The 23,722-nt window shown below is 68.6% G+C and carries 24 protein-coding genes and 1 pseudogene; 15 read left to right on the forward strand and 10 right to left on the reverse strand.

Annotated features, from left to right (window positions below; genetic code table 11):
* The first annotated feature begins 147 nt into the window (after window positions 1-147).
* Window positions 148-948: an SDR family oxidoreductase gene (locus tag ACIHAO_RS15880; RefSeq protein ID WP_396558369.1), complete on the forward strand. Its 801-nt coding sequence runs from the start codon at window positions 148-150 to the stop codon at window positions 946-948.
* A 2-nt stretch (window positions 949-950) separates the two neighbouring features.
* On the forward strand, window positions 951-1,916 hold the full coding sequence (locus ACIHAO_RS15885) for an aldo/keto reductase (RefSeq protein WP_396558371.1): 966 nt from the start codon (window positions 951-953) through the stop codon (window positions 1,914-1,916).
* Between the two features lie 554 nt (window positions 1,917-2,470).
* On the opposite strand, the gene ACIHAO_RS15890 is transcribed toward ACIHAO_RS15885, so the two are convergent.
* The 4 genes and pseudogenes from ACIHAO_RS15890 to ACIHAO_RS15905 form a co-directional block, all read right to left on the reverse strand.
* Window positions 2,471-2,821, reverse strand: a complete 351-nt coding sequence (locus ACIHAO_RS15890; protein WP_396558373.1) for a hypothetical protein — start codon at window positions 2,819-2,821, stop codon at window positions 2,471-2,473.
* A gap of 27 nt (window positions 2,822-2,848) precedes the next feature.
* Window positions 2,849-3,031: pseudogene (locus ACIHAO_RS15895) on the reverse strand (TetR/AcrR family transcriptional regulator); the annotation flags it as partial.
* Window positions 3,028-4,233: an MFS transporter gene (locus ACIHAO_RS15900; RefSeq protein WP_396558375.1), complete on the reverse strand. Its 1,206-nt coding sequence runs from the start codon at window positions 4,231-4,233 to the stop codon at window positions 3,028-3,030. The pseudogene ACIHAO_RS15895 and the gene ACIHAO_RS15900, both read right to left, overlap by 4 nt.
* Before the next feature lie 50 nt (window positions 4,234-4,283).
* Complete coding sequence (locus tag ACIHAO_RS15905) at window positions 4,284-5,702, reverse strand: FAD-dependent monooxygenase (RefSeq protein WP_396558377.1); 1,419 nt, start codon at window positions 5,700-5,702, stop codon at window positions 4,284-4,286.
* 80 nt (window positions 5,703-5,782) lie between these two features.
* Here ACIHAO_RS15905 and ACIHAO_RS15910 point away from each other — a divergent pair, with 80 nt between their 5' ends.
* Window positions 5,783-6,430, forward strand: a complete 648-nt coding sequence (locus ACIHAO_RS15910) for a TetR/AcrR family transcriptional regulator C-terminal domain-containing protein (RefSeq protein ID WP_396558379.1) — start codon at window positions 5,783-5,785, stop codon at window positions 6,428-6,430.
* Window positions 6,431-6,585: 155 nt separating this feature from the next.
* On the opposite strand, the gene ACIHAO_RS15915 is transcribed toward ACIHAO_RS15910, so the two are convergent.
* Together ACIHAO_RS15915 and ACIHAO_RS15920 are read right to left on the reverse strand one after the other, a co-directional pair.
* Entirely contained in the window at window positions 6,586-7,041 is a 456-nt protein-coding gene (locus ACIHAO_RS15915) for a hypothetical protein (protein WP_396558381.1), read from the reverse strand.
* Between the two features lie 7 nt (window positions 7,042-7,048).
* Window positions 7,049-7,870 (reverse strand): hypothetical protein, encoded by an 822-nt coding sequence (locus ACIHAO_RS15920; RefSeq protein ID WP_125789995.1) that lies wholly within the window; start codon window positions 7,868-7,870, stop codon window positions 7,049-7,051.
* Window positions 7,871-8,232: 362 nt separating this feature from the next.
* Here ACIHAO_RS15920 and arc point away from each other — a divergent pair, with 362 nt between their 5' ends.
* Entirely contained in the window at window positions 8,233-10,035 is a 1,803-nt protein-coding gene (gene arc / locus ACIHAO_RS15925; RefSeq protein ID WP_396558383.1) for a proteasome ATPase, read from the forward strand.
* 54 nt (window positions 10,036-10,089) lie between these two features.
* On the opposite strand, the gene ACIHAO_RS15930 is transcribed toward arc, so the two are convergent.
* Window positions 10,090-11,001, reverse strand: coding sequence for a DMT family transporter (locus tag ACIHAO_RS15930; RefSeq protein WP_396558385.1), 912 nt, complete (start codon window positions 10,999-11,001; stop codon window positions 10,090-10,092).
* Window positions 11,002-11,143: 142 nt separating this feature from the next.
* On the opposite strand from ACIHAO_RS15930, the gene ACIHAO_RS15935 reads away from it, so the two are divergent.
* Genes ACIHAO_RS15935 through ACIHAO_RS15945 form a run of 3 tightly spaced genes read left to right on the forward strand, consistent with a single transcriptional unit; the run spans window position 11,144 to window position 13,099 of the window.
* Window positions 11,144-11,488 (forward strand): hypothetical protein, encoded by a 345-nt coding sequence (locus tag ACIHAO_RS15935; RefSeq protein WP_125678154.1) that lies wholly within the window; start codon window positions 11,144-11,146, stop codon window positions 11,486-11,488.
* The gene (locus ACIHAO_RS15940) at window positions 11,485-12,438 is read left to right on the forward strand and encodes an aldo/keto reductase (protein ID WP_396558388.1); all 954 of its coding nucleotides are present in this window, start codon (window positions 11,485-11,487) and stop codon (window positions 12,436-12,438) included. The genes ACIHAO_RS15935 and ACIHAO_RS15940 overlap by 4 nt, the downstream gene beginning before the upstream one ends.
* A 55-nt stretch (window positions 12,439-12,493) precedes the next feature.
* Window positions 12,494-13,099 carry a hypothetical protein gene (locus tag ACIHAO_RS15945; RefSeq protein ID WP_396558390.1) on the forward strand — a complete coding sequence of 202 codons (606 nt, stop codon included), beginning with the start codon at window positions 12,494-12,496 and terminating at the stop codon, window positions 13,097-13,099.
* On the opposite strand, the gene ACIHAO_RS15950 is transcribed toward ACIHAO_RS15945, so the two are convergent.
* Complete coding sequence (locus ACIHAO_RS15950; RefSeq protein WP_396558392.1) at window positions 13,096-13,614, reverse strand: NUDIX domain-containing protein; 519 nt, start codon at window positions 13,612-13,614, stop codon at window positions 13,096-13,098. The genes ACIHAO_RS15945 and ACIHAO_RS15950 overlap by 4 nt on opposite strands.
* A 43-nt stretch (window positions 13,615-13,657) precedes the next feature.
* On the opposite strand from ACIHAO_RS15950, the gene dop reads away from it, so the two are divergent.
* From dop to prcA, 4 genes are all read left to right on the forward strand, one after another.
* On the forward strand, window positions 13,658-15,160 hold the full coding sequence (gene dop / locus ACIHAO_RS15955; protein WP_396558394.1) for a depupylase/deamidase Dop: 1,503 nt from the start codon (window positions 13,658-13,660) through the stop codon (window positions 15,158-15,160).
* A 97-nt stretch (window positions 15,161-15,257) separates the two neighbouring features.
* Window positions 15,258-15,452: a ubiquitin-like protein Pup gene (locus ACIHAO_RS15960; protein ID WP_037319666.1), complete on the forward strand. Its 195-nt coding sequence runs from the start codon at window positions 15,258-15,260 to the stop codon at window positions 15,450-15,452.
* Between the two features lie 73 nt (window positions 15,453-15,525).
* Window positions 15,526-16,362, forward strand: coding sequence for a proteasome subunit beta (prcB, locus tag ACIHAO_RS15965; protein ID WP_396558396.1), 837 nt, complete (start codon window positions 15,526-15,528; stop codon window positions 16,360-16,362).
* A 51-nt stretch (window positions 16,363-16,413) separates the two neighbouring features.
* On the forward strand, window positions 16,414-17,160 hold the full coding sequence (prcA, locus tag ACIHAO_RS15970; RefSeq protein WP_396558397.1) for a proteasome subunit alpha: 747 nt from the start codon (window positions 16,414-16,416) through the stop codon (window positions 17,158-17,160).
* A 314-nt stretch (window positions 17,161-17,474) separates the two neighbouring features.
* Here prcA and ACIHAO_RS15975 read toward each other — a convergent pair whose 3' ends face one another.
* Entirely contained in the window at window positions 17,475-18,113 is a 639-nt protein-coding gene (locus ACIHAO_RS15975) for an RICIN domain-containing protein (RefSeq protein ID WP_396558398.1), read from the reverse strand.
* A 285-nt stretch (window positions 18,114-18,398) separates the two neighbouring features.
* On the opposite strand from ACIHAO_RS15975, the gene ACIHAO_RS15980 reads away from it, so the two are divergent.
* Entirely contained in the window at window positions 18,399-19,373 is a 975-nt protein-coding gene (locus ACIHAO_RS15980) for an ArsR/SmtB family transcription factor (protein WP_396558399.1), read from the forward strand.
* Here ACIHAO_RS15980 and ACIHAO_RS15985 read toward each other — a convergent pair.
* Window positions 19,370-20,848, reverse strand: coding sequence for a bifunctional phosphatase PAP2/diacylglycerol kinase family protein (locus ACIHAO_RS15985; protein WP_396558401.1), 1,479 nt, complete (start codon window positions 20,846-20,848; stop codon window positions 19,370-19,372). The genes ACIHAO_RS15980 and ACIHAO_RS15985 overlap by 4 nt on opposite strands.
* Window positions 20,849-20,995: 147 nt before the next feature.
* Here ACIHAO_RS15985 and pafA point away from each other — a divergent pair, with 147 nt between their 5' ends.
* From pafA to ACIHAO_RS16000, 3 genes are all read left to right on the forward strand, one after another.
* Window positions 20,996-22,354: a Pup--protein ligase gene (pafA, locus tag ACIHAO_RS15990; RefSeq protein WP_037319655.1), complete on the forward strand. Its 1,359-nt coding sequence runs from the start codon at window positions 20,996-20,998 to the stop codon at window positions 22,352-22,354.
* A gap of 89 nt (window positions 22,355-22,443) precedes the next feature.
* Window positions 22,444-23,166, forward strand: coding sequence for a hypothetical protein (locus ACIHAO_RS15995; RefSeq protein WP_396558404.1), 723 nt, complete (start codon window positions 22,444-22,446; stop codon window positions 23,164-23,166).
* Window positions 23,166-23,489, forward strand: a complete 324-nt coding sequence (locus tag ACIHAO_RS16000) for a hypothetical protein (RefSeq protein ID WP_125794107.1) — start codon at window positions 23,166-23,168, stop codon at window positions 23,487-23,489. The genes ACIHAO_RS15995 and ACIHAO_RS16000 overlap by 1 nt, the downstream gene beginning before the upstream one ends.
* Window positions 23,490-23,722: the final 233 nt, after the last annotated feature.

Raw genomic sequence — 23,722 nt, forward strand, 5'->3', positions numbered from 1 at the left:
GGAAACAAATATGTCGACACCCCGAGAACAAGTCTTTGACCTGCACTTTTATCATCTTCGTCGCAGTTTTGAACAAGGCGTTGCTCACCGGCATAACAAAACAGAAGAATTGTCATCAAAAGCAGAATCGATAACCATGGAGCGCATGTGGAAGTGACAGGACGAGTCGTCGTGCTGACCGGCGCGGCACACGGTATCGGCGCCGCCATGGCCCGGCGGTTCGCCGCCGAGGGCGCCGCCGGGGTGGTGGTCTCGGATCTCGACCTCGACGCCGCGCGGCAGGTGGTCGCCGGGATCACGGCCTCGGGTGGCGCCGCGATCGCGCGGCATGCCGACGCGTCGTCCAAAGAGGACCTGAAGATGCTGGTGACCGAGGCTCGCACGGAGTTCGGGCCGGTGGACCTCTTCTGTTCCAACGCCGGTGCCGCGTTCGGGACGGGCGTGCACGCCGCGGACGAACAGTGGACACGCTCGTGGGCGATCAACGTCATGCAGCATGTGCACGCCGCCCAGGTCGCGCTCCCCGCGATGTTGAGCCGGGGCAACGGATATCTGCTGATCACGGCCTCGGGGGCGGGTCTGCTGGGCACCCCCGGCGACGCGCCGTACTCGGTGACCAAGCACGCGGCCGTCGCCCTCGCCGAATGGCTGGCCATCACCTACCGGCCGCGCGGGGTGCGGGTCAGCGCGCTGTGCCCGCTCGGCGTGCGGACCGCACTGCTGGAACCGGGCATCGCCGCCGGACACCCCGCCGCGCTCGCGATCGCCGCCGCCGCGCCGCTGCTGGAACCGGAGGAGGTCGCGGAGTCCGTGGTGCACGGCCTGGCATCGGAGGAGTTCCTGATCCTGCCGCACGAATCGGTGCGGGAGACCTACGCCCGAAAGGCGGCCGGTCTCGACGAATGGATCGACCGCACCATCCTCGATACCGGCGCGCGGAAGAGGTGACCATGGAGTACCGCAGGCTCGGCGCGAGCGGGCTTTCCGTCAGCGAGATCTCCTACGGCAACTGGCTCACGCACCGCGACGGCGCGGAGTGCGTCCAGGCCGCCCTCGACGCGGGCATCACGACCTTCCACACGGCCGCCGCCTGGGACGGCGGCGCCGCCGAAGAGAACCTCGCCACGGCACTGGCGCCCGCGCGCCGCGACGACCTCGTCCTCTGCACCGGCGTTTTCTGGCCGGAAGGCCCTGGCGTCAACGACGCCGGCCTCAGCCGCAAACACCTGACCACGTCGCTGCACGGATCGCTGCGGCGGCTGCGCACCGACTACGTCGACGTCTACCAGTTGCTGCGGTTCGACTACCGCACACCGCTTGAGGAGACGTTCCTCGCGCTGTCGGATCTGGTGCGGCAGGGGAAGATCCTCTACGCGGGCACCGCGGAATGGACGGCGGAACAGCTACTGGAGGCGCGGCCGATCGCCGAGCGGCACGGTGTCCCGCTCATCGCCAACCAGCCGCACTACTCGATGCTCTGGCGGGTCGCCGAAGCGCAGGTGATGCCGGTCTGCGAACGCGCCGGGATCGGCCAGTTCGCTTCGGTCCCCCTCGCACAGGGCGTCCTGACCGGCAAGTATCGGCCGGGCGAGATCCCGCCGGACTCCCGGGCCGCCAAGTCCGCCGAGGCACGGCCACTGCTCCTGCCGGACCTCCTCGAACGCGTCGGCATGCTGCGCGGCGTCGCCGACGAGGCCGGGCTGACCATGGCGCAGCTGGCACTCGCCTGGACGTTGCAGCACAACACCGTCGCCTCGGTGGTGACCGGCGCGAGCAGCGCCGCCCAGCTGACCGAGAACGCGAAGGCGGCCGGGGTGGTCCTGGACCTCGACACGCTGACGCGGATCGACCAGCTGCTGGGCAGTTTCGTGCAGACGGATCCGCGGCTGACCTGGTCACCACCCGCGATCACCTAGACCGCGGTCGCGGGGATGTCGTGAAGGGCCCCTTTGAGACGATCAAGGTCTCAAAGGGGCCCTTCACGACACGAGAGTTCGACGCGGGAGCGCTGAAGCAGCCGCCCTCTCATCCTCGCGTCTCGTGAGTGGCGATTCGGGTTCTATTGAGGGGTAAGGCGAACGTGGCGTGTCGGCTCGTGCCGCGGCCTGATGCCCCCAATGTGGCATTGGGGACGGTCAGCGTCCCCAATGCCACATTGGGGGCATCAGGCCCGGCTTCCGATCCCTCGCACACACCGCCAGGGTGACCAGCCTCCCGAAGCCTGCAACCAGGTGTCGCGAAATCCACTTTCGCAACACTCACGAGGGCCTGGCCGGTGTCCTTTCCCGCCGGAGTACATGAAGGACCCCTTCCTTGCGCCTGGCGCAAGGAAGGGGTCCTTCATGTACTTGAGGAAGGTGTGAAGGTCGAGTTTCCTCGGCTGAGCCGAGGGAAGGGGGCCTTCACGCGCTCTCCTTGTCCTCCGCTGACGTTGCGAAAGTGGCTCTCGCAACGCGGCTCCCGTCCCCCATCACAAGGCCAAAGCGGTCCGCAGGATGGCCTCGAACCGTTCCGCCGTCGGCGGTTCGTCGCGCAGCAATCCCTGCAGCAGCAACCCGTCCACCAGCCCGACCAGCAGCTCGACCCGCACCGGATCGTCGGTGTTGCAGCGGGCGAAGTCCGCCAAGGCCGCCATCCAGCGATCGGTCGACTCGCGGAGCTTCGGCTCCCGCGCCGCCAAGAGGTACAGCTCGTACTCCGCCAGCAGGTGCCCGGGCTTGGCGACGACGTCGGCCATCAAGGTGGCGAACCTCCGCAGCGCGTCCACGCCGCCGTCGGCCTCGGCGGCGAGGACGCGCATCCGCTCGGCGTCTTCGTCCATGCACTGGGTGAGCGCGGCGGTCAGCAGGTCTTCGATCCCCCGGAAGTGGTACGCGGCCGCCGTCGCGGGCAGCCCCGCCTCACGCGCGACGGTGCGGTGACTGACCCCCGAAACGCCGTCCCTCGCGACGATGCGCAGGGTGGCCTCGATCAGTTCCCGTTTGCGTTGCTCGCCTTTGGCGAGACGGCCGTCGGTGCTCGGCTCGTTCAGCGTGCCGCCTCCTCGCTGATCGTGGTCTTCCTGCTCAGCAGAGGATACGAGAGCAGGGCGATCAGGATGATCAAGCCACCGGCGACGACCGCGACGGCGAACCCGCCGTCCGGCCCGAAGCGGTCGACGGCCTCACCGGACACCGCGGCGCCGAGCGCGACCCCGATGCTGAGGCCGGTGATCGCCCACGTCATTCCCTCGGTCAGCTTCTCCGCCGGGACGACCTTCTCGATCATCCCCATGACGACGATCATCGTGGGAGAGAAGAACAATCCGGCGACGAACACCACCGCGCACAAGCTCACGATACCGTCCACGACCAGCAACGGCACCACGCTCGCGGCCGTGCCCGCGGTGCCGATCAGGAGCAGCCGAGGCGGGGTCATGGCGAGCTTGAGCGTCCCGAAGACCAGCCCCGAGATCGCGGAACCCACCGCGTAGACCGAAACGACGATGCCCGCGGCCGACGGCGACCCGGCCTGCCGGGCGAACGCCACACTGACGACGTCGACCGTGCCGACGATGACACCGCCCGCCACCAGCGTCAGTACCAGCACCCGCACCGCGCCCAGCCGGATCGCCGAACTCCCGGAAGATCCGCTCGGCGGCGGCACGGGCGGTTCCGTCTCGCGTTGCGCGACGAACAGCAGCACTCCGACGACGAGGAACGCCACGGCGACCAACGGCCCGGCTTCGGGGAAGACGATGGTGCACAACGCCACCGACAGCGCGGGCCCGATGACGAAGGTCAGCTCGTCGACCACCGATTCCAGCGCGAAGGCGGTGTGCAGCCGGGGCGAGCCGCGGTACAGCCGCGACCACCGGGCCCGGACCATCGCCGCCATGCTGGGCATGAACCCGGCGAGGATCGCGGACACGTACAGCGTCCAGATCGGCGCCCCGAAACGCGCGCAGAGCAGGAGCGCGCCGAGCGCCATCACGCTGATTCCGGTGACGGGCAACAGGATCCGGCTCTGCCCCCGGCGATCCACCAGCCTCGAGACCTGCGGCCCGAGCAGCGCCATGGACAGCGTGAACGCCGCCGAGACCAGTCCGGCGAGCCTGTAGTCGCCCCGCGTCTGCGCCAGCATCGTGATGATCCCGATCCCCATCATGGGGACCGGGATCCTGGCGACCAGCCCGGCGGCGGAGAACGCGAGAGAGCCTTTCGCGGAGAACAGCTCTCGATATTGGCCTGGCAAGGCGCCCCCACATATTGAACACTCGTTACATTTTGAACGGTCGTTTCACTTTATACACGCGCCCCGCCCGTGCCCGCAACGAGTGCGAGCGCTTCGGTCAGCCCGGTCGTCTCGCCGTGCGGCGCGGCCCAGGCGACGTAGCCGTCCGGCCGCATCAGGAATGCCTGATCGGAGTCCGCCTCAACGAGCCGGACCCGGCCGCTCGCGGCGGCCTGGACCTCGCCGGCGCGAGCCACCAGGAGCGCGCGACCGTCCTCGGACACCAGCGGCAACGGAACGAACCGGCCGATCAGCGGATGCGCGGCGTCCGGCGCGTAGTCGATGTCGGCGCCGTTCCCCATCGCGATGAAATGCCGTCTCGCCGCCGGGATCGCCAACGTCTCCTCCATCACCTCGCGGAGCGCGGCGACCTGCGGGCCAGGACGCAACAACGCGACCTGGGCCCGAGTGTTGCGAAGTACGCGCTCCCCGACGGGATGCCGCTCCGCGGTGTAAGTGTCCAATAAGGACTCTGGCGCCCGTCCGCGGACGACAAGGCCCAGTTTCCAGCCGAGGTTCATCGCGTCCTGGAGCCCCAGATTCAGCCCCTGTCCGCCGATCGGCGAATGCACGTGGGCGGCGTCGCCCGCCAGGAGGACGCGCCCCTGCCGGTAGGTCGCGGCCTGACGCGTGTTGTCGCTGAAGCGGATTCCGCCGCCGAAGCGGACGAGCTCGACATCGACCCCCGCGACACGGCTGATACTCGCCCGCATCTCCTCGGCTGTCAGCGGCGCGTCCCGGCCACCCGGTCCGCCGTCGAACTCCATGGTGGAGATCTCGCCCGGCACCAGCGACGTGTGCACCATCCCGCCGGGGCCGTGCATGGCCGAGCGCACCGCGCCGGGATCGGCGAGCTCCGCCGCGGCGACCCGGCCGGTCATCTTCGCGTCCGTGCCGGGGAACGCGATCCCGGCCCGCTTTCGCACGACGCTGCGGCCTCCGTCGCAGCCCACCAGGTAGGCGGCCCGCTCGGACCGTCCGTCGGCGAGCACGGCCCGGACCGCCGAATCCTCCTGCACGAGGTCGACGACCCCACAGTCCGTCCGGACGCGGACGCCGAGCTCGGTCGCCCAGTCGGCGAGAATCCTTTCCAGCACATGCTGTTTGAGCACGAACCCGCCGGCCGCTCCCGACGGGACCTCATCCTCGATGAGGGGCAAGCCGGCGAAGTGCCCTCTCGCGCGATTCCCCTTCAGCAGCCCGGAGACGCCGGATGCCTCCTTCTGCGCTTTCGAGAACGCCTCGGTCAGGCCGCGCAGCCGCAGGGACTGCGACGTGCGGCCGTTGATCCCGCGCAACCCGAAGCTCCGGCTCCGGCGGACCGCACCGTCGCCCGCTTCCAGGACGAGCGGATCGGCTCCAGCCAGCCGGAGTTCGCCTGCCAGCAGCAGGCCGACCGGTCCCCCGCCCACAATGATCACGTCGTTCACGACACCCCCGTGTTTACAGTGTAAATATACGCTGTAAATATGATAGATACACCGTAAACCTGTCAAGCGAAGGGCGCGGGATGACACGGAGAGAACCGTTGAACCGGGAAAAGGTCCTGGACGCGGCGCTCGCCTTGGCAGGCGAGGAAGGCCTCAAGGGGCTCTCGATGCGCAAGCTCGCCAAGACCCTCGGCGTCGAAGCGATGGCGCTGTACAACCACGTCCGGAACAAGACCGACATCCTCGACGGCATCGCGGAACGCGTCTACAGCGGAATCGAACCGGCCGACCCCGGCGCGCCGTGGCCGGAACGGGTGCGGGTCACCGCACTCAACCTCTATCGCGCGCTCGCCCGGCATCCGGTCGTGCCGATGGCGTTGGCCACCGACGAGGCCAATCCGAACTCGCTGCGCTCTTTGCGGCCGGTCGAGGATCTCGTCGGCGCGCTCTACGAAGCCGGTTTCGAGGACGACGGGATCCGCCAGACGCTGGGCGCCCTGAACAGCCTGGTCTTCGGCTCGTTGCTGCTGACGACCGCCGGTTTCACCACGACGCGCCGCGACGAAACCGGCCAAGACCCTTACCTGCGGCGGATCGATCCGGCGGCGCTGCCGAACTTCAGCCGCGCCTTACCCGCGCTGGCGGCCGTGGATCCCGAGCGGGACTTCACACGCGCGCTGGACCTGCTGATCAGCGGGCTCGTCGCGGCCGCGCCGCGCGGGTCGTGAGTGATCCGGGTCGCCAGAACGGCGAAGGTTTTATTGAGAGGTAAGGCACCAGAAGCACCCGCCCCCGCCCCTCCCAGCCCTTGTGGTCCGTGAAGGCCTCCTTGAGGGACCCAGAGTCCCTCAAGGAGGCCTTCACGGACCAAATCGGCGCGATGTCAGGGCACACACCATTCGCCGTCGCGTTTCTTGAGCGGGAACGGTGTGTCCTTCTGACCGCCCGCGCCCTCGACGTGCACGGTCACGGTCGCGGAGTCGCCCCGCACCGCGGGCGGGTCGGGGACGGTCGCCGAAACCTTGCCCGCCGCCTCCCACTTCCGCTTGAGCTCGGCCAGATCGGCCGAGGACTGCTGGACGCAGGTGAGCTTGCCGAACGCCGTCGCGTCGTGGTCGACGATGGCCGCGGCGATCGCCTTGCCGACGACCTCGACCGCGGCCACGTCCGGATCCACCGGGACCGGACGGGACGAGCTCGGCTGTGGCGAGGGCGTGACGGTGCTCGACGCGGCGGGGTCGGAGCCGGATGGGGCCACCAGCAGCAGCCCCACCACGACCCCGGCCACGACCGCGCCACAAACCGCCGCGGCGGCGGTCAGCTTGTGGCTCACCGTCACCGGTGGGTCACTTCTTGTCGGCCTTGATGTCCTTGAGGCACCACAGTTCCGACTCCTTGGCCGCGGTGATGGTGCCTTCCGCCGTCTTGGTGCCCTGGGTCGCGCGGTAACGGCCGGTCGCCCGGTCGCCGCTTTCCTTGGCGGGCTCGGTGATCTCGAGCTTGATGGGGTCGAGCGGCTTGCCCTCGTCCTTGGTGTTCTCGCTACGGCAGATCAGGTCGAGGAACGCCTTCTTGTCACCCGCGCTGTAGGAGGTCGCCGCACTTTCGAAGACCTCTTGAGGCGTGGCCTTCCCGCCGGGCGCCGGACCGGAGCTCTTGGTCGCCGACGTGCTCGGCGAGCTGGACTTGCTCCGGGTCGAGCTCGGCTTCTGCGACGACGAGGACGGAGCCTCCGACGGGGCCGCGCTGCTGGCCGGCGGCGCGGCGGTCGGGTTGTCGTCACCGGAGTTCAGCGCGATGACGAGGGCGGTGACGCCACCGCCGACCAGCACGACCGCGCCGATCGCGATGCCGACGATCAGGCCCGTCTTCTTTTTCTTGGGCGGCTCGCCTCCGTAACCGCCGCCTTCCTGCGGGTACGCGTTGTAGCCGCCCTGCTGCCCGTAGGGATCCGGCTGGCCGAACTGCTGCGTGCCGCCCGGGTATCCCTGCTGGGGCTGTGGTCCGCTCTGCGGATAGCCACCTTGCTGCTGGCCGTACGGGTCCTGGCCGTACTGGCCACCCCCGGGGTATCCCTGCTGCGGCTGGGGGCCGCTCTGCGGGTACCCGCCCTGCTGGCCGTACGGATCTTGTCCGTAGCCGCCGGGCTGTTGCGGCGGGTAAGTCATGGCTGTTGCCCCCTAGCTGTTCTGCGAAAATGCTCAACACGACGCGCCGGTCGACCTCCCCGGCGAACGTCGCCCGATGCTAGCCATCGACCCGGATCGCCGCTCGATTAGGGCCGAACTGATACCGGAAACCCGTTTGCACCCGGACGGAGCCGGGTATTCCGGCGCAGGTCAGGGTAGGTGGACGGATTGTGACCATGGGAGTGTCGGACCCGGCACCGGGATGGCCCCTTGCGCGTGGTGAAGGTACGTGCTGCGGGATCGTCCGAGACGCGACGCGCCGATCTTGTGATGCGGAAAGGCCTTTTATTGTCGGTGATCGCCGGTACCGTGGAATGAAAAGCACTCCGAGGAGGTGCCCGATGCATCATGACCTTCCCGGAGGTCGGCGCGAGGAGGCCGACCCTTCAGAAACGACCGGAGCCGAGATCACGTCCGACGAGCAGGCACGTCAAGTCCGCTTCCTCGAGGAGGAAGTCGCCCTGCTGCGCCGGAAGCTCACCGATTCGCCACGTCAGAACCGAGTGCTGGAGCAGCGACTCGCCGAGGCGTCGGAACGAGTGAGCCAACTCACGGAACGCAACACGAAACTGGTCGAGACGCTCCGCGAGGCGCGTGGCCAGTTGCTCGCGTTGCGGGAGGAGGTCGACAGGCTGGCCCAGCCTCCGAGCGGTTACGGCGTGTTCGTGACCGCGTACGAGGACAACACGGTGGACGTGTTCACCGCGGGCCGCAAAATGCGAGTCTCGGTCTCACCCGCGGTCGAGGTCTCGTCGCTGCAGCGCGGACAGGCGTTGCGGCTCAACGAGGCGCTCACCGTCGTCGAAGGCGGCGACTTCGAGAAGATCGGCGAGGTCTGCGCACTGCGCGAGGTGCTGGCCCCGGACGTCGAGGGCGGCAGCCCCCGTGCGCTCGTGGTCGGGCACGCGGACGAGGAGCGGGTCGTCCTGCTCTCGGATCCGCTGGCCGAACAGCCCCTCAAGCCGGGCGATTCCCTGCTGGTCGACTCGAAAGCCGGCTATGCCTACGAGCGCGTGCCGAAGGCGGAGGTCGAGGATCTCGTGCTGGAGGAGGTGCCCGACGTCCAATACGAGGACATCGGTGGCCTCACCCGGCAGATCGAGCAGATCCGTGACGCCGTCGAGCTTCCGTTCCTGCATGCGGATCTCTACCAGGAGTACCAGTTGCGCCCGCCGAAGGGCGTGCTGCTCTACGGGCCTCCTGGCTGCGGTAAGACCCTCATCGCCAAGGCGGTGGCCAACTCGCTCGCCAAGAAGGTCGCGGAAGCCCGCGGCGACAAGGCGGACGGGAAGTCCTACTTCCTGAACATCAAGGGTCCGGAGCTGCTGAACAAGTTCGTCGGGGAGACCGAGCGGCATATCCGCCTGATCTTCCAGCGGGCCCGGGAAAAGGCCTCCGAAGGCACCCCGGTGATCGTGTTCTTCGACGAGATGGACTCGATCTTCCGCACCCGCGGTTCGGGCGTGTCCTCCGACGTGGAGACCACGATCGTCCCGCAGCTGCTCTCGGAGATCGACGGTGTCGAGGGCCTGGAGAACGTCATCGTCATCGGCGCCTCCAACCGTGAAGACATGATCGACCCGGCGATCCTGCGGCCGGGCCGGCTCGACGTCAAGATCAAGATCGAGCGTCCGGACGCCGAAGGCGCGAAGGACATCTTCTCCAAGTACCTGTCCGATGGCCTGCCGATCCACGCGGACGACCTCGCCGAGTTCGGCGGGGACCGCAGGGCGACGTTCGACGCGATGATCCAGCACACGGTCGAGCGGATGTACGAGGAGACGGACGAGAACCGGTTCCTCGAGGTCACCTACGCCAACGGTGACAAGGAAGTCCTGTACTTCCGCGACTTCAACTCGGGCGCGATGATCCAGAACATCGTGGACCGGGCGAAGAAGTCGGCGATCAAGTCGGTGCTGGAGACCCAGCAGCCCGGCCTGCGCGTGCAGCATCTGCTGGACGCGATAGTCGACGAGTTCGCGGAGAACGAGGACCTGCCCAACACCACCAACCCGGACGACTGGGCCCGGATCTCCGGCAAGAAGGGCGAGCGGATCGTCTACATCCGCACGCTCGTCACCGGCAAGAACCAGGATTCGGGGCGGGCGATCGACACCGCCACGAACACCGGTCAGTACCTGTAAGGCAAGCCGAAAGGGCCCTTCGCCGCAGCGCATGCGGCGAAGGGCCCTTTCGCGTCACACGGGGGCGGGTTCCCGGACCTTCTTGCGCATGCTCAGCCGCCCGTGCGCGGCCAGGATGCCGAGGACGACGAGCAGCGCGCCGACGGGCTGGTTCCACGCCAAGGGTTCGTCGAGGACCAGGACACCGAGCAGCACACCGACGACAGGTGTGAGGTAGGTCACCGCGGACGCGTTCGACGCGCCCCACGCCGCGATGATCGACGCGTTCCAGGCGTAGGCGAGCCCGGTACCCAGCGCGCCGAGCGCGATCATGCTGAGGACGATCGGCGTGTCGAGGCGCACCGGCGTCGTCGCGATGAACGGTGCGAGCAGCAGCATCACGACGGCGCCGCAACAGACCTGCCCGAGTGCGACGGTCGGCGCGTCGAGGTTCCGCCAGGAGATGAACCGTCGCACGTAGACGAACGAGATCCCGTAACAGGTCGTCGCGCCGAGGCACGCCAGTTGCGCGGTCAGTTCGTGGGAGACGTCGATCCCTTGCCAGACCCCGACGATGGTGAGCACGCCGAGGAAACCGAGGATCAGGCCGGTCGTCCGGGCCTTCGTGAACCGTTCCGACGGCAGGGCCGCGGCGGCGATGAGCATGGTGATCAGCGGGGTCGTCGCGTTGAAGATGCTGGCGAGCCCGGACGAGATGTACTGCTCGGCCCAGGAGAACAGCAGGAACGGGATCACGCACAGCAGCACGGACACCACCGCGAGATGGCCCCAGAGTGCCGGATCACGGGGGAGTGGCTTGCGACGCCAGGCGGCGATGGCGATCAGGGCCACCGCGCCGAGGCAAATGCGCGAAAGCGCCACCTGAGCGGGCGACAGGCCGGTGAGACCGACCTTGATGAACAGAAAACTCGCGCCCCACACGATCGCGAGCGCCGCGAACCGGATCGCGATACTGAAACGTCCCAATTGTCCTTCTCCCGAGTTCGCGTCTTCCGGCTCAGTGAATCGGGAATCCACTGTGTACTCCAGCGGTTTTCGGACGATGTGTTCCACACCTCCGCGTGGCGGTCCCGTACGCCGCGCGTATAACGACCTATACTCATCGGCCGTGAGCGAATCCTCTGGGCGCCCGCGCGCGCCGATCACCGAGGCCGATGTCCTGGCGTGGCTGGAAACGACGGCGGCCGCCGTACGGGCGGGGGAGGTGAGCGCCCCCGAACTCATCGAGATCCTGGGGGAGCTGCGCCGCGCCTCCGCGGCCTGCGCCGACGCCTCCGACTGGGCACTGCTCGCCGCCAGGGAGGAGGGCGCCAGCCTCCGTCAGATCGCGCCCGTCTTCGGCAAGGGTTACGTTCGAGCCCCGGCGGCTCGCCTAGAAAAGCTCCATCGGCAGGCGCAGAACTCGAGCCAGTGGCTCGCGATCCTCCGCCACAAGAACGAAGGAGCCCGGTGACAGACTCGGATGCCCACGCCGGCGACCGGATCGCCGTCGGACTGGCGGCGCTCGGCAGGCCCGCGTACATCAACCTCGGCCGGGCCGGCGCGTTGCCGCCCGGACGCGAATTCGAGGCGATGCGCGCGGCGACCTACGACGTACTGGACGACGCGTACCGCGCGGGCGTCCGGTGGATCGATGTCGCCCGTTCGTATGGTTCCTCGGAGGAGTTCCTCGCCGGCTGGCTCGCCGATCGCGCCCCCGCGGACGTGACGGTGTCGAGCAAATGGGGCTACCGCTACGTAGGGGAGTGGAAGCTCGACGCGGAAGTGCACGAGGTCAAGGAGCACACCGCGGCGCGGTTCGCCGAGCAGTGGGCGGAAACCGTTGACCTGCTGGGTAAAGCGGTCTCCCTCTACCAAGTCCACTCGCTCACTGTGGACAGTCCGCTGTTCGGCGACGACCGGCTGATCGGCGCGCTGGCCGAACTCGCCGCAGACGGTGTCCCGGTGGGGTTCTCCACCTCCGGCCCCGCGCAGGCCGACGCGATCCGCCGGGCGTTCGAGCTGGAGGTCTCCGGAACACCGGTCTTCAGTGCCGTGCAGTCGACGTGGAACCTGCTGGAACCCTCCGTCGGCCCGGCGCTCGCGGAAGCGCACGCCGCCGGGAAACGGGTGCTGGTCAAGGAAACCGTCGCGAACGGACGGCTGGTGGTCGAGCCGCCGCCACCGCTCGCGCGGATCGCGCGGGAGCACGGGGCCGGTCCGGACGCGGTGGCGATCGCTGCCGTGCTGGCGCAGGACTGGCGGCCGGTCGCGGTCATCGGTCCGTCGAGTACCGCCCAGCTCGCGGAGAATCTCCTTGCCACGCGGATGAAGCCGACCGCGGACGAACTCGCGGAGCTGGCCGCGCTCGCGGAAGAACCGGTCGCCTACTGGCGGCACCGGTCCTGCCTCGGCTGGCATTGAGGGGCTGGTCTAGTCTCGCGGCAAACGTCTGGCGGGTCACCGGGGAGGCTTGAGGGTGCGTCATCGGCAGGTGCTCGCGGTGGCGACGGTCGCGCTGTTCGGTTTGTCGGGCTGCGCGGACCGCCCCAACGACCTCGACACCTATTACGACGACCCGGCACCGACGCCCGCGGCCGAACCCGCGCAGCCGTCGGTGAAGCCGCAGGCCGCGCCGGTGCCGCCGCCCTCGACCCGGGCTCGGGTCCCCGCGGCCGTCTCCGCCGCGCTGCTGACCGACGAGGACGTCGCCGAGGAAGAGGTCGTCCCTGGTGAGAGCAAGGTGTCCGGCTGTCTGACCGGACTCACCCGTGGCACGAGCCGCTCGGCGACGTGGTCGTATCCGAGCGGCTCGACGCTGGAGCACCAGGTCACCGAGTACACCGATCGTGACGCTTCGGACGTCGTCACCCAGGCGGACTGCGAAGGCAAGAAACTCACGCTGACGAAGCAGGCCGGCGTCGAGATCCAGCGTGCCTGGTGCGAGGGCACGACGTGCACGGTGTTGCTCGCCAAGGGGAAACTGGTCTCCGCCCTCAGCGTGACGGCCGGAACCGAGGCACGGGCGACGGACGCGGCGAAGCGGCTGTTGCCGATCGTCGCGCAGCGCCTCCGCTCGGCCTAGGGGGCGGCTTCCCGCCGGAACCACTCCAGCGCGCCGAGACGGCCGTCCGGGATGAACCGGCTCTCCGGGTCGTCGAGCCAAGAATGCAACTCGGCCAGTGTCAGCCAACGTCCTTCCACGACTTCGGACGGTTGGTGGACGAAGGGGCCGTCCCAGCGTGTTTCGAACGCGAAGTTGTGGCAGCGGATCGTGTCGTCGTCGGTGACATGGACGAAAAGCGGCCGCAGTTCCACTCCGTGAACACCCAGTTCTTCAGCGAGTTCCCGGCGCGCGCACTCGTCCGGTGTCTCACCCGCCGCGACGATGCCGCCCGCCCAGCAGTCCCAAGTGGAGGGATAGACGTCCTTCGTGGGAGTGCGCAGGTGCACGTAAACGGAACCTCCGTCACTCGAACGGACCAACACCACGCCCGCCGCGTGCCACAGCCCCTCGGCGCGGACCCGGGAGCGGGTCGCCGCCCCCACCGCCGTTCCGTCGAGGTCATAGAGCGCAACGAGTTCGTCACTGCCTGACATGGGGGGCATCGTCGCACGGCCCCGACCCCGTAGGGTGGTGGGTATGCGGCGGATCATGGGAACCGAAGTCGAGTACGGCATCGCGGTGCCGGGCGACGCGACGGCGAACCCGGTACTCACCTCGACCCAGGTCGTGCTGGCCTACGCGGCCGCGGCCGACATCCCGCGGGCGAGGCGGGCACGGTGGGACTACGAGGTGGAATCGCCACTGCGCGACGCCCGCGGGTTCGACCTGACCGGCCCGAGCGGCCCCGGGCACGACCCGGACGTCGAGGACCTCGGCGCGGCGAACGTCATCCTGACCAACGGGGCGCGGCTGTACGTCGACCACGCGCACCCGGAGTACTCGGCCCCCGAGGTGACGAACGCGCGCGACGCGGTCATCTGGGACAAGGCGGGCGAACGGGTCATGGAGGAGGCGGCGCGCAAGGCCGCCACCGTCCCCGGCCAGCCGCCTTTGCAGTTGTACAAGAACAACGTCGACGGCAAGGGCGCGAGCTACGGCACGCACGAGAACTACCTGATGCAGCGTTCGACCCCGTTCACCGCGGTGATCGGAGGGCTGACGCCGTTCTTCGCGTCCCGGCAGGTGATGACCGGTTCGGGGCGGGTCGGTGTCGGGCAGCAGAGCGAGGAAGCCGGTTTCCAGCTCTCGCAGCGCTCCGACTACATCGAGGTCGAGGTCGGCCTGGAGACGACGCTCAAGCGCGGGATCATCAACACCCGCGACGAGCCGCACGCCGACGCGGACAAGTACCGCCGTCTGCACGTCATCATCGGCGACGCGAACCTTGCCGAGTACTCCACGTACCTCAAGGTCGGCACGACGGCGCTGGTGCTGGACCTGATCGAGGCCGGCATCCGGTTCGACGACCTGAAGCTGGACGAACCGGTGCGGGCCGTGCACCAGATCAGCCACGACCCGACGCTCAAGGCGAAGGTGTCGCTGGCCAACGGGCGCAAGTACACCGGGCTGGATCTCCAGTTCGCCTATCACGAGATCGCGTCGGCGAACCTGGAGCGCACCGGCGCGGACGAGGCCTCCAAGGAGGTCCTGCGGGTCTGGGGCGAGATCCTGGACGCACTGGCGCGGGACCCCCAGGAATGCGCGGACAGGCTGGACTGGCCGGCGAAGCTGCGGTTGCTCGAGGGCTACCGCGCGCGGGACCAGCTGGCCTGGGGCGCGCCGCGGTTGCGGCTGGTCGACCTGCAGTACTCGGATGTCCGCTTGGACAAGGGCCTGTACAACAGGCTCGTCACCAGGGGTTCGATGAAGCGCCTGGTGACCGAGGAGGAGGTGCTGGAGGCGGTCACGACGCCGCCTTCGGACACCAGGGCCTATTTCCGGGGCCGCGCGCTGGAGAAGTACGCCAACTCCATCGCGGCGGCGTCGTGGGATTCGGTCATCTTCGACGTCGGCAGGGAATCGCTGGTGCGGATCCCGACGTTGGAGCCGTTGCGGGGCACGAAGGCCCACGTGGGGAAGTTGCTGGACGACTCCGCGACCGCCGAGGAGCTGGTGGAGGCGCTCACCGGTTCGGACTAGCGGGATTTCCTTTCATCGGGGTTAAGCGATCACGGATCCCGCGGAATGTCGGGACCGCTGGGTAGGCTAGGAAACATCGGCCACACCGGGAGGCGAGATGGCTCAGGAAAAGATCGAAAAGCACGGCGGCGGCGACTCGGACGAAGAGTTCGAGGACGGCGGTCCGGCGGGTCAGGAACGGCGCGAGAAGCTCGGCGAGGACGTCGACACGATCCTCGACGAGATCGACGACGTGCTCGAGGAGAACGCCGAGGACTTCGTCCGCGCCTACGTGCAAAAGGGCGGCGAGTAACTCGTCTTCCGGCGGCCCGCGCGGCCGCCTGTGCGGAGCCGGCGGATCACACAGATTGGAACTTTGAGCACGTATGGAACACACCTCGGGTAAGTCGGCGCTGCCCGCCGCGTACTTCTCGTCGGCGACCTCGTCGTTCTCGGACTTCCTTCGGGCGCAGGCGCCCGAGCTGCTCCCGGAGCGGCGGGTCTCGACCGGGGCGGGCGGGCTGGACGCCCCGCACGGGACGACGATCGTCGCGGTCAAGTTCGCGGGCGGGGTGCTGATCGCCGGTGACCGGCGGGCCACGTCGGGCAATCTGATCGCTTCGCGCGACATGGAGAAGGTGCACGTCACCGACGAGTACTCGGCGGTGGGCATCGCGGGCTCTGCCGGGCTCGCGATCGAGATGGTGCGGCTGTACGCGGTCGAACTGGCGCACTACGAGAAGATCGAGGGTGTTTCGCTCTCGCTCGACGGCAAGACGAACAAGCTCGCCGGGCTGGTGAAGTCCAACCTGGAGATGGCGATGGCGGGGCTCGCCGTGCTGCCGTTGTTCGTCGGCTACGACCTCGACGCGGAGGACGCGAAGCACGCGGGCCGGATCGTCTCGTACGACGCGACCGGCGGACGTTACGAGGAGAGCGCCGGCTACCACGCCATCGGCTCGGGGTCGCTGTTCGCGAAGGGCTCGCTGAAGAAGCTGTACGACCCGGACGCGGACGTCGAAGCCGCGATCCGGACGGCGGTGGAGGCGTTGTACGACGCGGCGGACGACGACACCGCGACCGGCGGCCCGGATCTGGTGCGCCGGATCTTCCCGACGATCGTGACGGTCACCGCGGAGCAGGGTGCGGTGGCGGTGCCGCTCGAGCAGACGACCGCGGTGGCCGAGGCCATCGTGGCCGCACGAGCCGAGCGCGGGCGCTAGCCCTCTCCCTGTCCCCTTCCCGATGAGAGCCCGAAAGAGCGGAGCACCACAGTGACGATGCCGTTGTACGCCTCTCCCGAGCAGCTGATGCGGGAGCGTTCCGAGATCGCGCGCAAGGGCATCGCGCGTGGCCGGAGCGTGGTCGTGCTCAAGTACCGCGGTGGCGTGCTGTTCGTGGCCGAGAACCCCTCGGCGACGTTGCACAAGGTGTCGGAGATCTACGACCGGATCGGTTTCGCGGCCGTGGGCCGCTACAGCGAGTTCGAGAACCTCCGCGTCGCCGGCATCCGGCACGCGGACCTGAAGGGCTACCAGTACGACCGGCGGGACGTCAGCGCGCGTGCGCTGGCGAACGCGTACGCCGCGACGCTGGGCAGCATCTTCACCGAGCAGCTGAAGCCGTTCGAGGTGGAGGTCTGTGTAGCCGAGGTCGGCGCGACCGCGGCCGAGGACCAGCTGTACCGGCTGACCTACGACGGTTCGATCTTCGACGAGCCGAAGTTCGTCGTGATGGGCGGTCAGGCCGACACGCTCACCACGAAGCTGAAGGACAGCTACGAGTCGGACATGGAGCTGGAAGCGGCGCTCGGCGTCGCGGTGAAGGCGTTGCGCGCCAACACCCCCACGCCCACGAACGGCGACTCGGACCCGGTGAAGCTCGAGGTCGCCGTCCTCGAACGGGATCGGCGCGGACGTAAGTTCCGCCGGGTCGCCGGCGCCGCGCTCGACGCGCTTCTGCCTCCCGAGCCGGAGGAGCCCGCAGAGGACGAAGCCGAGGGCGAGTCCAAGAAGGACTGAGTCTCAAGTACAGGAAGGCCCCCTTCCTTGCGCTGGTCGCAAGTAAGGGGGCCTTCCTGTATTTCCGGAGGTCGCGTACACAGTAGACGCGACGCGGGTTCCTCGTGGCCGCGCGTCACGCCCCCCATTCGCTGCTCCCAATGTGGCATTGGGGACACTCAGCGTCCCCAATGCCACATTGGGAGCGCCGTGGCCTCCCAGACGGCAGGTGCCTTCCCAAGTCGAACGCCGTGAAGGCCTCCTTCCCTACCTTGAGAGTAGGGAAGGAGGCATTCACGGCATCAGGTGGCTTCGGTCAAGCGACCGGTTCGGCCTCAGGCGGGGCCGTTGCCCCACCACTGGCTGCGGCCACCGGCGATGAAGCTCCACAGCTGGAGCCGCGTGCCGTTGGCGGCCGAGTTGCCTTCAGCGGTCAGGTAACGGCCGGCGCTCGGGTTCTGGAAGCGGACGTAACCCTCGGGGTTGACGGTGCCGCCCCACCACTGGTTCTTGGCACCGGCGATGAAGTCCCAGAGCTGGACGACGGTGCCGTTCCTGTTGATGGAGTTGAGGTCCGCGTCCAGGTAGCGGCCGCTGGCCACGTTCTGGAAGCGGGTGTAGCCCTCGGGGTTGTCGGTGATGTAGAACGCCTGGTGGTCCGCGTCGAAGTTGCAGTCCCAGAGCTGCATCTTGGTGCCGTTGCGGTTGATGGTGTTGAGGTCGGCGTCCCAGCACTTGTTCGTGTCGAGCCCGGACGGGATGAGGAACATGTCCGCGTCGGCGACTCCGGCGGCCTGCGTGCGCGCGCCGGTGGAGGTGCGCTTGACCGGGATGAGCTTCATCCCGTGCACGCTGACCGTCTTGAACCCGTCGCCGGTGGGCTGCGGAGCCGCGGTGGCGGCGGGTGCGGTGACCAGGGTCAGGACACCCGCGGCGGCGGCGATGATTCCCGCCAGGCGCTTCATTTTCGTCATTTTCTTTCCCCTTTGTGGAAAGCGTTTTCTCCCAGTGAGGTGAAGGGAAAGACAGCCGTCGCCGGGCCGCGGCGAATCGCGGCCCGAAGGCACTGCCGGTGAATCCCCCTCGTGGAAGGCGCCGCGTAAACCCCCGAGAAGCGGGCCTTCTCCGAACATCATTCAGGTCTGAACCATGGCCGTCGAGGAGATTTCCGGGAGCGGCAATACGGCAGTTCAGCGATGTAACGGAATGGCCTGGTTCGCGATCACACGGCGACGACTTCGAGCAAGGCGAGGGTATCCGTGCGAATCGAGCTGACGTTGCAGGACCTGACGCGCGTCCGGCTCGCGCCCGAAGCGGATCCCTTGGCCGAGCTGGTTTCCAGTCTTCAGATCCTGCAGCGGCGCGACGCGGGCTCGGCGTTGTTCAACCGGTGGCGGCACCGTGTCCGGCTCGGACTGGTGGAGTCGGCTTCGGTGCTGCTGTGGTTGTGCCGGCCGTACGCGCCGATTCCGGCTTTTCTCGTTCCGGAAGCCGACGAACCGGGGTTGGAGGCGGGGCTCGCGGAGATCGCCCGGACCGACTCGGTCGGCTTGAAGTCGGCGTTGCGCGATGTCGCGGTGAACCGGGAGTTGCCGGCCTGGGCGGCCGGATTGCCGGATGGGGACACCGCCGGGCTGCCGAAGCTCGTCCAGGCGATGCAGGACTACTTCGACCTCTCGCTGGCGCCGGGATGGGAAGCGGCGCGAGCCCAGGTGGACGCGGACCGGGGGATGCGTGCGCAGCTGATGCTGAACGAAGGGGTGGACGCGGCGCTGATGAGCCTGCGGCCGCTGGTGCGCTGGTCGTCCCCGGTGCTGGAGATCGGCGACGGGATCGTCGGTTCCTGCGGCTCGGACGGTGCCGGGCTGATGATCTCGCCGACGTATTTCGCGGTGTGCCCGGTGGTCGTCCCGGCGACGGGCCGGGGACCCGTCCGGCTGCTTTACCCCTCGGTGCGGCAGGGGGCCCCGTCGACCGGGTACGGCCGCGACGTACGAAGATCGCCGGACACCGCCCTGGCCGACCTGCTCGGGCCGACCCGGGCGGCGACGCTGGCTGTGCTCGCGGTCGGCCGCAGCACGTCAGAGCTGGCCGCGCGGCTCGGCGTGACTCCGTCGGCCGCCAGCAAGCACACCTCCGTGTTGCGGCGAGCGGGGCTGATCACCACCGAACGTGACCGCAACGCGGTGCTGCACTCGCTGACGCCGCTGGGCAGTGCCCTGCTGGAGGCTTAGAGCCGGTAGATGGTGAGCGCGCTGGGCCGCGACCGGAAGCGGAAGTCGTTGCCGAGTGGGCCGACCTCGCCGTCGGTGGCGACGCGGCGGTTGCCGTCGAGCAGCCGGACGTGCAGTTCCGGGACGTCGAGTTCCTGGTAGACGTGGCTGGCGTTGAGGCTGTTCGTGATCGTGGCCAGGATGAACCGCGCCCGCGAATACGGCACGTCGGCCCGCAGGTAGCGGACGTCGAGAAGGCCGGTGTCGAGCGCCGGGCGGCGAGAAGGCGCGAGCCCCTTGGGCGAGTAGGTGCCGTTGCCGACGAACAGCAGCCAGATGCTGGTGTGCTTGCCGTTGAGGGTCACTTCGAGCGGCTTCGCGCGCCGGAGGGTGCGGGCGAGCGCGATCGCCGCGGACGGCCACTTGGGATGCCGCTTCTGCAGCCGCTCCCGGATCCGGACCATTTCCGGGTAGCCGCCGAGGCTGGCGGTGTTCACGAAGTAGCGGTGGTCGTCGCCGTCGTTGATCTCGACCTCGCCGAGGTCGACGCCGACGGCGTTGCCCGCTTCGGTGGCGGCGTCCGCGTCGGGCATCGAACGCATGCCGACGTCGCGGGCGAAGTGGTTGAGGGTGCCGGCCGGGATGAGCGCGAGCGGCAGGTCGTGGTCGGACGCGACGGCGGCCACCGCGGCGACCGTCCCGTCACCGCCGGCGACGCCGAGCGCGCGCACGGTGTTGTCGCGGGCGGCGATCTCGTCGCAGAGCTGCTCGCGCAGATCCCGTTTCGCGTCCGGGTACAGGATGGTGGCCTTGGGCCAGGCGAAGCGGGCTTCCTCGGTCGGGTCCTGGCCGTCGATCCCCGAATGCGGGTTGACCAGGACGAGCATGTCCTCCCCGTCGCGCATCTCCGGCGCTTCGGCGGTGTGCGCGGTGCGGCCGGGAACGTCGGGATGCAACGGCCACCAGTGCCGCGTCAGCAGGCCGGCGCCGATACCGATGCCGATGCCCACGCCGACGTCACTGGGCCAGTGGACGCCCGTATGGACCCGGGAATAGGCCACGGCGGCGGCCAGCGGGACGAGTGCGGCGCCGGTCTTGGGCGATTCCATCGCGACGGCCGTGACGAAGGCCGCCGCGGACGCCGAGTGTCCGGACGGGAACGACGACGAGGTCGGCCGCCGGACGAGACGCCGGTGCATCGGCACTTCTTCGGCCGCGGGACGGCGGCGGGGGAACAGCGGCTTGCCGATCAGGTTCGCCGCGGCGCTGGCCCCGGCGATGGCCGCCACGCCGCGGAGCGCACCCCGGCGCGTCGGCCCCTTCTTCGCCGCGAGCGCGACCGCGACACACCACCAAAGCTTGGATTTGTCCGCACTTTTGGAGAGCGAGGTGATCACGTCGTCGGCCCGCGTCCTCGGGAGCGCGGCGCTCCGGGCCATCAGCCTCCGGTCAGTCCGTCCGACCTTGCGGAAAGGGCGTTTGAGCTGCTTTAACACGGATTCACCGCTTCCGGGTCGGGATGTCATGCGCGTGATACCCGATCGGGACTTCCCGCACACCTTTCACCGAATGCAACGTACCGACCGCGTGTCGCCGCCCGAACGGCGCACCGTCACCGGGCCCTCACCGCCTACTCTGGTGGAATGCAGCGGCGGATCTTTGGCATCGAGACCGAGTTCGGGGTCACGTGCACCTTTCATGGGCAACGCAGGCTCTCCCCGGACGAAGTGGCGCGTTACCTGTTTCGGCGTGTCGTGTCCTGGGGGCGTTCGTCGAACGTCTTCCTGTCGAACGGCTCGCGGCTCTACCTCGACGTGGGCTCCCACCCGGAGTACGCGACGGCCGAATGCGACGACCTCGTCCAGCTCGTCACCCATGACAAGGCCGGGGAGCGCATCCTCGAGGACCTGCTCGTCGACGCCGAGCGGCGGCTGGCGGACGAGGGCATCGGCGGCGACATCTTCCTGTTCAAGAACAACACCGACTCGGCGGGCAACTCCTACGGCTGCCACGAGAACTACCTCGTGACCCGTGCCGGGGAGTTCTCCCGGATCGCCGACGTGCTGCTGCCGTTCCTGGTGACCCGGCAGCTCATCTGTGGCGCGGGCAAGGTGCTGCAGACGCCGCGCGGCGCGGTGTACTGCCTGTCCCAGCGAGCGGAACACATCTGGGAAGGCGTCTCCAGCGCCACCACGCGCTCGCGGCCGATCATCAACACACGCGACGAGCCGCACGCCGACGCCGAACGCTACCGGCGCCTTCACGTGATCGTCGGCGACTCGAACATGGCCGAGCCGACCACGATGCTCAAGGTCGGCTCGGCGCATCTGGTGCTGGAGATGATCGAGGCGGGCGTTCAGTTCCGCGACTTCACGCTGGACAACCCGATAAGGGCCATCCGCGAGATCAGCCACGACCTCACCGGCCGCCGCCAGGTGCGGCTCGCCGGCGGCCGCGAGGCGTCCGCGCTCGACATTCAGCGCGAGTACCACGCGCGCGCCGTCCAGCACGTCAAGGAAACCGGTTCGTCGCCGCAGTCCGAGCGTGTCGTCGAGCTGTGGGGCCGGGCGCTGGAGGCGGTCGAGCAGCAGGACTTCAGCAAGATCGACACCGAGATCGACTGGGCGATCAAGCACCGGCTGGTCGAGCGCTACCGCAACAAGCACGACCTCGACCTGTCGAGCCCGCGGATCGCCCAGCTCGACCTGGCCTACCACGACATCCGGCGCGGCCGCGGCATCTTCGACCTGTTGCAGCGGAAGGGCCTCGTGCGGCGGGTCACCGACGACGGCGAGATCGAACTGGCCAAGGACACCCCGCCGCAGACCACGCGCGCGAAGCTGCGCGGCGACTTCATCGCCGCCGCGCAGGCCGCCGGGCGTGACTTCACCGTCGACTGGGTGCACCTCAAGCTGAACGACCAGGCGCAGCGGACCGTGCTGTGCAAGGACCCGTTCCGCTCGGTGGACGAACGGGTCGAAAGGCTCATTTCCTCGCTCTGATCGACCCCCGGCTCAGAGCCGGCCGACACGCGATCGTCACTCCAGGTACCGTGGAGGTCGCTGTGGGTTCTGAGCCGGGGAGGGCGAGGATGGACGACGAGCGGTGGGCGTTCGAGGAAGAGCTGGAACAGGACGACGATCCACCGAGGTCGTCCGCCGCTGAACCGGTTCCCGAAGCCGACCGGATCGCCGGGCGGGATCAGGACGGCGTCGTCACCGTGTTCGTCGCACCGGATGCGGACGTCCTCGCGGTCGTCCTCGCTCCGGAGTGGAAACGGTCGGTCGACCCGCGCGGGCTGCACAACGCTGTGGCAGCGGCGGCGAACGCCGCCACCATCGCCGCTTTGGCCCGGCAAGTGGACGATGTCGCCCGCAACCCGCCTGCCATGCCGACCTTCGGCGCGACACCCGCGTCCCTCGCCGACGAGTCACCCCTCGGCACACAGGACATGCTCCGCCTCGTGGAAGCCGCGACCGCCGAGTTGGCACAGTTCACTCAGCGGGCCGCCGAGGTCGTCGACCGCCGCGTCACCGCGGAGAGCGGTGGTGGCCATGTCCGTGGCTCGGTGACCAAGGGGCAGATCGTCGACGTGGAAATCGACCAGTCCTGGGTGGCACAGGTACGGACGGGCGAGATCGAGAGCGAACTCCTCGACGTGCTGCGCCGGCTTCGCGAGGCCAGTGCTCCACCAGGTCTCACCGACAGCCCGCAAGGTCCCGCGATCGCCGAGATCATGGGCCTGCTCTTCGACCCGCACCGGATGGCGCGCCGCGTCGGTCTCGAACCGTCGATCAGCAAGGAGCGGCCGTAATGGCGGACGACTACGATCTCGCGCTGGCGCTGGACGCACTTCGTTCCGACGCGGACGTGTGGGACAGGGCCGCGGATGATCTCGCCGCTCCTCGCGCGGCGATCGATCCGCTGGGTCTCGGACCCGGCGACGTCATGTCGTACGCGGCGGCGAAGGGACTCGACAAGCAGTACAACCAGGCCCGCGCCCTCATCCAGGACATGATCGACCAAGCGGGAAGCAACTTCCGTGCGCTGTCCACCTCCTTGCGCGCGGCCGCCGATCGGTACGCCCACGACGAGGACCAGCACGCGCTCGACATCGATCGCGCCGGCCGCGGCTAGCGACGCATCCGAGGGGAATCCACCATGACGGCCGCTGGAGCGAATCCGGTCATCGATCAGTCGATGGAAAAGCTTCGTGAAATCGAAGACAAGATCCGTGAGTTGTTCGACCAGGTGAACAGCGTGATGAGCTGGGTGCCGGACATCCTCTCGGATCTGATCGAACCCGTCCGCCGGGGTATGAACGCGCTCAACGGGAAGATGACCGAATTCTGGGATGCGATCAACAGATT

Source organism: Amycolatopsis sp. NPDC052450 (assembly GCF_044547565.1).
Taxonomy (GTDB): domain Bacteria; phylum Actinomycetota; class Actinomycetes; order Mycobacteriales; family Pseudonocardiaceae; genus Amycolatopsis.

What these genes read in the sequence shown, in the direction of transcription:
- ACIHAO_RS16000 (WP_125794107.1), top strand. Translation starts at nt 23,166, where the DNA reads ATGGCGGACGACTACGATCTCGCGCTGGCGCTGGACGCACTTCGTTCC.
- dop (WP_396558394.1), top strand. Translation starts at nt 13,658, where the DNA reads ATGCGGCGGATCATGGGAACCGAAGTCGAGTACGGCATCGCGGTGCCG.
- pafA (WP_037319655.1), top strand. Translation starts at nt 20,996, where the DNA reads ATGCAGCGGCGGATCTTTGGCATCGAGACCGAGTTCGGGGTCACGTGC.
- ACIHAO_RS15885 (WP_396558371.1), top strand. Translation starts at nt 951, where the DNA reads ATGGAGTACCGCAGGCTCGGCGCGAGCGGGCTTTCCGTCAGCGAGATC.
- ACIHAO_RS15890 (WP_396558373.1), bottom strand. Translation starts at nt 2,821, where the DNA reads ATGGACGAAGACGCCGAGCGGATGCGCGTCCTCGCCGCCGAGGCCGAC.
- prcB (WP_396558396.1), top strand. Translation starts at nt 15,526, where the DNA reads ATGGAACACACCTCGGGTAAGTCGGCGCTGCCCGCCGCGTACTTCTCG.
- ACIHAO_RS15950 (WP_396558392.1), bottom strand. Translation starts at nt 13,614, where the DNA reads ATGTCAGGCAGTGACGAACTCGTTGCGCTCTATGACCTCGACGGAACG.
- ACIHAO_RS15975 (WP_396558398.1), bottom strand. Translation starts at nt 18,113, where the DNA reads ATGACGAAAATGAAGCGCCTGGCGGGAATCATCGCCGCCGCCGCGGGT.
- ACIHAO_RS15960 (WP_037319666.1), top strand. Translation starts at nt 15,258, where the DNA reads ATGGCTCAGGAAAAGATCGAAAAGCACGGCGGCGGCGACTCGGACGAA.
- ACIHAO_RS15920 (WP_125789995.1), bottom strand. Translation starts at nt 7,870, where the DNA reads ATGACTTACCCGCCGCAACAGCCCGGCGGCTACGGACAAGATCCGTAC.
- ACIHAO_RS15995 (WP_396558404.1), top strand. Translation starts at nt 22,444, where the DNA reads ATGGACGACGAGCGGTGGGCGTTCGAGGAAGAGCTGGAACAGGACGAC.
- ACIHAO_RS15910 (WP_396558379.1), top strand. Translation starts at nt 5,783, where the DNA reads ATGACACGGAGAGAACCGTTGAACCGGGAAAAGGTCCTGGACGCGGCG.
- arc (WP_396558383.1), top strand. Translation starts at nt 8,233, where the DNA reads ATGCATCATGACCTTCCCGGAGGTCGGCGCGAGGAGGCCGACCCTTCA.